Origin of the sequence: Marinobacter sp. (assembly GCF_048259445.1) — a bacterium.
Taxonomy (GTDB): domain Bacteria; phylum Pseudomonadota; class Gammaproteobacteria; order Pseudomonadales; family Oleiphilaceae; genus Marinobacter.
In genome coordinates, this window is record NZ_JBLXHQ010000047.1 from 1 (window position 1) to 8745 (window position 8745).

General features: G+C 53.3%; 2 protein-coding genes and 1 pseudogene. All 3 read left to right on the plus strand.

Translation table 11 applies throughout. The annotated features are described in order from the left end of the window. Nucleotides 1-113: 113 nt before the first annotated feature. Entirely contained in the window at nt 114-4190 is a 4077-nt protein-coding gene (rpoB, locus tag ACN0RL_RS19240; protein ID WP_417519766.1) for a DNA-directed RNA polymerase subunit beta, read from the plus strand. A 76-nt stretch (nt 4191-4266) separates the two neighbouring features. Further along, nucleotides 4267-8481 (plus strand): DNA-directed RNA polymerase subunit beta', encoded by a 4215-nt coding sequence (rpoC, locus tag ACN0RL_RS19245; RefSeq protein WP_417519768.1) that lies wholly within the window; start codon nt 4267-4269, stop codon nt 8479-8481. Between the two features lie 162 nt (nt 8482-8643). Further along, nucleotides 8644-8745: pseudogene (gene rpsL, locus ACN0RL_RS19250) on the plus strand (30S ribosomal protein S12); the annotation flags it as partial.

An 8745-nucleotide genomic window follows, 5' to 3' on the forward strand; every position in this document is an offset into this window, starting at 1 on the left:
AACTACCGGAGTCTTTGTTCAAGACGGCGCGATAAGCCGAGCAATTCGGCCCCGAAGCAAAACATTGGTTGCTTCTTGATACCAGGTATCAGGTCTAAAGCTGGGGAATGCAGATGACTTACTCCTACACTGAGAAAAAGCGGATTCGCAAAGATTTTAGTAAATTGCCTTCCGTGATGGATGTCCCCTATTTGCTGTCTATTCAGCTGGATTCATTCCGGGATTTCCTGCAAATGGAAGCTGCTCCTGGAGACCGTCGGGAAACCGGTCTTCACGCAGCATTCAAATCCGTATTCCCGATTGCCAGCTACTCTGGCAATGCCGCGCTCGAATACGTGAGTTACCGCATTGGTGAGCCAGTATTCGATGTCAAGGAATGCCAGCTTAGGGGCGTGACTTATGCGGCGCCGCTGAGAGTTAAAGTCCGCCTCATCATTTATGATAGAGAGTCGTCCAACAAGGCGATCAAGGACATCAAGGAACAAGAAGTCTACATGGGCGAAATGCCCCTGATGACCGAGAATGGTACCTTCGTTATTAACGGTACCGAGCGAGTTATTGTTTCCCAGCTCCACCGCTCTCCCGGTGTGTTCTTTGATCATGATAAAGGTAAGACCCACTCATCCGGCAAGCTGCTGTATTCAGCTCGGGTGATTCCTTACCGTGGCTCCTGGCTCGACTTTGAGTTCGATCCGAAGGATGCCGTATTCGTTCGTATCGACCGTCGACGCAAATTGCCTGCGTCGATTCTTCTGCGTTCGCTTGGTTATACATCCGAGCAGATGCTTGAAATGTTCTTTGATACCAGTAAATTCGCGCTGGGCGCTGAAACGTGCAAGCTTGAACTTGTCCCCAGCCGTCTGCGCGGTGATATTGCGACGTTTGATATCAAGGACAACGAAGACAAGCTGATCGTTGAAGAAGGCCGACGCATAACGGCTCGTCACATCAAGCAGCTGGAAAAAGCCGGTATCAATGAGCTTCAGGTCCCTACTGAGTATCTTTATGGCCGGGTTCTGGCTAAAGATATGATTGATCAGGCGACAGGTGAAGTGCTTGTTGAGTGTAACACCGAGCTCAGCGAGGAAGTCGTTACCAAGATTCTGGATGCTGGTGTAAAAGACATCGAAACTCTTTACACCAACGATCTGGATTGTGGTCCGTTTATGTCCGATACCCTGCGTATCGATCCGACTCGCAGCCCACTTGAGGCTCTGGTTGAGATCTATCGGATGATGCGTCCCGGAGAGCCGCCCACCAAGGACTCCGCAGAGAACCTGTTCAACAACCTCTTCTTCTCTGAAGAGCGTTATGACTTGTCTGCTGTTGGCCGGATGAAGCTCAACCGTCGGCTGCGTCGCGAAGAAAGTACGGGTGAAGGCACTCTGACCCACGAAGATATAATCGACGTCCTGAAGACATTGATTGATATCCGCAACGGCCAGGGTAATGTCGATGATATCGACAACCTGGGTAATCGCCGTGTTCGTTGCGTAGGCGAGATGGCTGAAAACCAGTTCCGTGTCGGCCTCGTTCGGGTAGAGCGTGCGGTCCGTGAGCGTCTGAGCCTGGCGGAAAGTGAAGGTTTGATGCCTCAGGACCTGATCAACGCAAAACCGGTGGCAGCTGCAGTCAAGGAGTTCTTTGGCTCCAGCCAGTTGTCCCAGTTTATGGATCAGAACAATCCACTGTCTGAAGTTACTCACAAGCGTCGTATTTCGGCACTTGGGCCAGGCGGTCTGACTCGTGAGCGAGCCGGATTTGAAGTTCGTGACGTTCATCCGACTCATTATGGTCGCGTGTGCCCGATCGAAACACCGGAAGGGCCGAACATCGGTCTTATTAACTCGCTGGCTACATACGCACGTGCCAACTCTTATGGTTTCCTAGAGAGCCCATACAGGAAGGTCGTGGACGGCGTAGTAACTGATGAGCTGGTTTATCTCTCGGCTATTGAAGAAAGCACCTACGTTATCGCACAGGCCAGTGCCGCGATGGATGATGGCAAGCGCCTTATGGACGAGCTGGTAACGGTGCGTCACCAGAATGAAACAACGGTCATGCCTCCTGAAAGCGTTAACTTCATGGATGTATCGCCGCGTCAGGTTGTATCTGTCGCAGCGTCGTTGATTCCGTTCCTTGAGCACGATGATGCTAACCGCGCCCTCATGGGTGCGAACATGCAGCGCCAGGCGGTCCCGACATTGCGCTCCCAAGTGCCTTTGGTTGGTACCGGTGTTGAGCGTACAGTTGCGCAGGATTCCGGCGTTTGTGTAACAGCTCGTCGCGGCGGTGTTATCGAAAGCGTCGATGCTGCTCGTATCGTGGTGCGTGTTAACAACGAGGAAACCGAGGCGGGTGATGCAGGTGTAGATATCTATAACCTAACCAAATACACCCGTTCGAACCAGAATACCTGTATCAACCAGCGCTCGATTGTTCGCCAGGGCGATGCCATCGCTCGCGGTGATGTGCTGGCAGACGGGCCGTCTGTGGACCTCGGTGAACTGGCTCTGGGTCAGAACATGCGCATCGCGTTCATGCCCTGGAACGGTTACAACTTTGAGGATTCCATTCTCATTTCCGAGAAGGTCGTTCAGGAAGACCGCCTGACCACTATCCACATTCAGGAACTGACCTGTGTGGCTCGTGATACCAAACTCGGCAGTGAAGAAATCACCGCGGATATTCCAAACGTGGGTGAGAGTGCGCTGTCCAAGCTGGATGAGTCCGGTATTGTTTACATAGGTGCTGAAGTAGGCCCCGGCGACATTCTGGTAGGCAAGGTGACACCGAAAGGTGAGACCCAGCTGACGCCGGAGGAGAAGCTTCTGAGGGCAATCTTTGGTGAGAAGGCGTCTGATGTAAAAGACACTTCTTCACGAGTGCCTACAGGCACCCGGGGTACCGTTATTGATGTACAGGTCTTTACCCGCGATGGTATCGAAAAAGATCAGCGTGCGAAGGCAATCGAAAAAGAGCAGCTGGATCAATATCGCAAAGACTTGAAAGACGAGTACCGTATTGTTGAAGGTGCAACGTTTGAGCGGCTTCTTAATGCGCTGAAAGGCCAGCCCGTAATCAGTGGCCCCGGCCTGAAAAAAGGTGCAAGCCTCGAGGAAAGCTATCTGTCAGAGCTGCCTCGTCCAGACTGGTTCAAGCTCCGCATGCAGGACGAGAACCTCAATGAACTGCTGGAAAAATCCGAGCAGGGACTTGAAGAGCGCAAAAAAGAGCACGAGGCGCGCTTTGACGATAAGAAAGGCAAGTTGCAGCAGGGTGATGATCTTGCGCCGGGTGTCTTGAAAATCGTTAAGGTTTACCTGGCGATCAAGCGTCGTATCCAGCCGGGCGACAAGATGGCCGGCCGTCACGGTAACAAAGGTGTTATCTCGTCGGTCAAGCCGATCGAGGACATGCCTTATGATGTCTATGGCAACACCGTCGATATCGTTCTCAACCCGCTGGGTGTTCCCTCACGGATGAACGTAGGTCAGGTGCTGGAAACTCACCTGGGCGCGGCGGCTAAGGGTCTCGGTGAGCGCATCGCCAAGATGCTTGATGAGCAGCGCAAGGTTGCGGAGCTGCGTAAGCTGCTTGACGAGATCTATAACCACTCGGACGAAGTGTTCAAAGTGGACCTGGATTCCCTGAGTGATAAGGAAATCCTGGAGATGTGTCACAACCTGCGCGGTGGTGTTCCGATGGCCACGCCAGTGTTTGATGGCGCTAAAGAGTCCGAAGTCAAGCACATGCTCGAGCTGGCCGGATTGAGCACGACAGGTCAGACCAAGCTTTACGATGGTCGTACCGGTGATGCTTTCGATCGTCCGGTGACCGTGGGGTATATGTATATCCTTAAGCTCAACCACCTGATCGATGACAAGATGCACGCCCGTTCGACCGGCTCGTACAGCCTGGTAACCCAGCAGCCGCTGGGTGGTAAGGCGCAGTTCGGTGGTCAGCGCTTCGGTGAGATGGAAGTGTGGGCCCTTGAGGCTTACGGTGCAGCTTATACGCTGCAGGAAATGCTCACCGTCAAGTCTGATGATGTGAACGGCCGGACCAAGATGTACAAGAACATTGTTGATGGCGATCATCGTATGGAGCCCGGCATGCCGGAATCCTTCAACGTTCTTGTCAAGGAAATCCGTTCGCTGGGTATCGACATCGAGCTGGAATCTGAGTGAGCCGAATTGTTTTTGGCAGCGTGAGCGGGCACCTGGTGTGCCCGCCCGAGATTAACGCCATCCGGAGCTTTTACTGATGAAAGATTTGCTGAATCTTCTCAAGAGCCAGAACCAAAGTAAGGAATTTGATGCCATCCGTATTGGTTTGGCGTCACCCGACATGATTCGTTCATGGTCCTTTGGTGAAGTTAAGAAGCCTGAGACTATTAACTACCGTACGTTCAAACCTGAGCGTGACGGCCTGTTCTGCGCCAAGATCTTTGGGCCGATCAAGGATTACGAATGCCTGTGCGGTAAGTATAAGCGCCTGAAGCATCGCGGAGTTATCTGCGAAAAGTGTGGTGTTGAAGTCGCACTGGCTAGCGTTCGCCGTGAGCGCATGGGGCATATTGAACTGGCCAGCCCGGTCGCTCATATATGGTTCCTCAAGTCACTGCCGTCCCGTATCGGTTTGATGCTGGACATGACGCTGCGCGATATTGAACGTGTACTCTACTTTGAGTCCTTCATTGTGATTGACCCGGGTATGACAACGCTTGAGCGCGGCCAGTTGCTGAACGATGAGCAGTATTACGAAGCTCTGGAAGAGTTTGGCGACGAGTTTGACGCCCGCATGGGTGCGGAGGCTGTGAAGCAGCTTCTTGAAGATATCGACCTTCAGGAAGAAGTAGATGCTTTGCGCGAAGAAATACCGCAAACCAACTCCGAAACCAAGATCAAGAAGTTCAGCAAGCGCCTGAAAATTCTCGAGGCCTTCCTGTATTCCGGCAATAAGCCGGGCGATATGGTGATGACTGTTCTGCCGGTTCTGCCACCGGACCTGCGCCCGCTGGTTCCTCTGGACGGTGGCCGCTTTGCGACATCTGACCTGAACGACCTGTATCGCCGGGTAATCAACCGGAATAACCGCCTCAAGCGCCTGCTGGAACTGAATGCTCCAGATATTATCGTGCGTAACGAAAAGCGGATGCTTCAGGAAGCGGTGGATGCGCTGTTGGACAACGGCCGTCGCGGTCGTGCCATCACTGGCACCAACAAGCGTCCGCTGAAGTCCCTTGCCGATATGATCAAAGGTAAGCAGGGTCGCTTCCGTCAGAACCTGCTGGGTAAGCGCGTTGACTACTCCGGTCGTTCCGTAATTGTTGTAGGCCCGTATTTGCGCCTGCACCAGTGTGGTCTGCCTAAGAAAATGGCACTTGAGCTGTTCAAGCCGTTTATTTTCTCCAAGCTTGAGCATCGCGGCCTGGCTACCACCATTAAAGCTGCAAAGAAGATGGTTGAGCGCGAAGAAGGCGTCGTCTGGGATATTCTGGATGAGGTCATTCGTCAGCACCCGATCATGCTTAACCGCGCGCCGACACTTCACCGTCTGGGCATTCAGGCGTTTGAGCCAGTACTGATCGAAGGTAAGGCAATTCAGTTGCACCCATTGGTTTGTGCGGCATACAACGCTGACTTCGACGGTGACCAGATGGCGGTACACGTACCGTTGACTCTGGAAGCCCAGCTTGAAGCCCGTGCGCTGATGATGTCCACCAACAACATCTTGTCACCTGCTAATGGTGAGCCGATTATTGTTCCGTCCCAGGACGTTGTACTCGGCCTCTATTACATGACGCGTGAACGTAAAAGTGCGTTGGGTGAGGGCATGGTGTTTGCCGACATCAAAGAAGCTCACCGTGCGTATGGTGCAGGCCAGGTAGACCTGCAGGCAATCGTCAAGGTGCGCGTGAAGGAAGTTGCCATTCTTGAAAATGGTGAGCGTACTGAAGAGTACAAGATCGTGGACACCACGGTCGGTCGTGCTCTGTTGTTTGATATTGTGCCGGATGGCCTTTCTTACGACCTGGTCAACAAGCCGATGGTCAAGAAGGCGATCTCGAACCTTATCAACATCTGCTACCGTGATGCAGGGCTGAAAGAGACAGTTATCTTCGCTGACCAGCTCATGTATACCGGCTACCAGTACGCTACCGTATCGGGCATCTCTATCGGCTTCAACGATTTTGAGATCCCGCCGGAGAAATATGAGTTGGTGGATGCTGCTTCTCAGGAAGTGAAGGATATCGAGACCCAGTACGCCTCTGGTCTGCTTACTCAAGGTGAGAAGTACAACAAGGTAATCGACATCTGGTCACGGGCCAACGACAAAGTTTCCAAAGCCATGATGGAACGTCTGGCGAAGGAAAAAGTCGTTGATGCTGACGGCAACTCCATCAAGGGTGAAGATGGCGAAGACCTGATGCAGGAGTCTTTCAACTCTGTCTACATGATGGCTGATTCAGGCGCTCGGGGTTCTGCTGCGCAGATTCGTCAGCTGGCCGGTATGCGTGGTCTGATGGCCAAGCCGGATGGCTCTATCATCGAGACACCGATTACCGCTAACTTCCGTGAAGGCCTGAACGTACTTCAGTACTTTATTTCGACTCACGGGGCTCGTAAGGGTCTGGCCGATACGGCGTTGAAGACCGCTAACTCCGGTTATCTGACTCGTCGTCTGGTTGATGTGTCGCAGGACCTTGTAGTTACCGAAGAAGATTGCGGTACCGAAGAAGGCCTGCTGATGACACCGCACATTGAAGGCGGCGACGTTGTTGTGCCTCTGGGTGCTCGTGTGCTGGGCCGCGTTACTGCCCGGGATGCGTTTACTCCGATAGATAAGGATAATGCCGTTGTTCCTGCCGGCACCTTGCTGGATGAGAAAACGATTGAAGCGCTTGAAGGCGCTGGTGTGGACGAGGTTTGGGTTCGTTCTGCGATCACCTGTGAGACTCGCCACGGCATCTGTTCCAAGTGCTACGGCCGTGACCTTGCCCGCGGGCATCGTGTGAACGTGGGCGAAGCCGTTGGTGTTATCGCGGCCCAGTCCATTGGTGAGCCGGGAACCCAGCTGACCATGCGTACGTTCCACATCGGTGGCGCTGCGAGTCGGGCGTCTGCAGTCGATAATATTCAGGTCAAGCATGGTGGTACCGTACGCCTGCATAACCTGAAATCCCTGGAGAAAACAAACGGTTCGTTGGTAGTTATCTCCCGCTCATCTGCTCTGGCGATTGCTGACGATCAGGGCCGTGAGCGCGAGTGGTACAAGCTGCCTTACGGCGCAGTGCTCTCTGTGAAGCACGGCGATAATGTTGAGGCGGGTGTTGTGGTGGCGAAGTGGGATCCACACACTCATCCGATCATCGCGGAAGCTGAGGGTACAGCCAAGTTCGTCAACATGGATCAGGGCATTACTGTCCGCACCCAGACCGACGAGCTCACGGGCCTGTCGACCATGGAAGTTATCGATCCGAAGGAGCGTCCGGCGGCTGGTAAAGATATCCGTCCGGCAATCCAGATGGTTGACGAATCGGGTAACGATGTAGATCTGCCTGGAGGCGGTGCGGCGATTTTCTTCATGCCGGCGAACGCCCTGGTGACTATGGCTAACGGCGCGCGTATCGAATTGGGCGACGTGGTTGCCCGTATTCCTCAGGCGAGCTCTAAGACACGAGACATCACAGGTGGTCTGCCAAGGGTTGCCGATCTGTTTGAAGCGCGTCGACCAAAAGAGTCGTCTATCCTCGCTGAAATCAGTGGCATGATCTCTTTCGGTAAGGAAACCAAAGGCAAGAAGCGCTTGGTGATCACTCCGAGAGATGCAGATCCTTATGAGGTTCTGATTCCCAAGCATCGCCAGATGAACGTGTTCGAAGGCGAAACTGTTGAGAAGGGCGAGGTGATTTCTGATGGCCCGTCCAACCCGCACGACATTCTGCGTCTGCTGGGTGTGGTTGCATTGGCGAAGTACATTACCAATGAAATCCAGGACGTATACCGTTTGCAGGGCGTAGTGATCAACGACAAGCACATTGAAGTAATCGTGCGCCAGATGTTGCGCAAAGTTGAAATCACCGATCCGGGTGATACTCAGCTGCTGTCTGGTGACTCGGTGGAAATCAACAAAGTGCTTGAAGCCAACGAAGAGGCGAACGCTTCTGACAAAGAGCCGGCACGGTTTGAACGTTTGTTGTTGGGTATCACCAAGGCTTCTCTGGCGACCGAGTCGTTTATTTCTGCAGCTTCGTTCCAGGAAACGACGCGGGTACTTACCGAAGGTGCAGTTACAGGTAAGCGTGATTACCTGCGCGGCCTGAAAGAAAACGTCGTGGTTGGTCGCCTTATTCCAGCTGGAACCGGTCTGGCCTATCACGCCGAACGTCGACGCAAACGCGAACTGGAAGAGCAGGGCGTTACTGCAGCCGATGTTGAAGAAGCTCTGAGTGCCGAGCTCAACCGCGGAGGTTGAGCCAGGTAGACCATCTCCGTGTAGTTACTTATGCGGAGGTGGTTAAAAAGAGATCAGTCATCTTGACTGTCAGGGGGCGCGGGCTTAAACTTGCGTCCCTTAAATTTTACCCCCTTTGTTGGGGGTAAGTTTCATTGATATGGTTTTTTGGAGTTTGCTTACATGGCAACGATTAATCAGTTGGTGCGTAAGCCTCGTAAGCGCAAGGTAGCCAAGAGCGACGTTCCTGCTCTTCAGGCCTGTCCTCAGCGCCGTGGTGTTTGC

Coding starts and splice junctions, on each gene's coding strand:
- rpoB (WP_417519766.1), top strand. CDS start 114: ATGACTTACTCCTACACTGAGAAAAAGCGGATTCGCAAAGATTTTAGT.
- rpoC (WP_417519768.1), top strand. CDS start 4,267: ATGAAAGATTTGCTGAATCTTCTCAAGAGCCAGAACCAAAGTAAGGAA.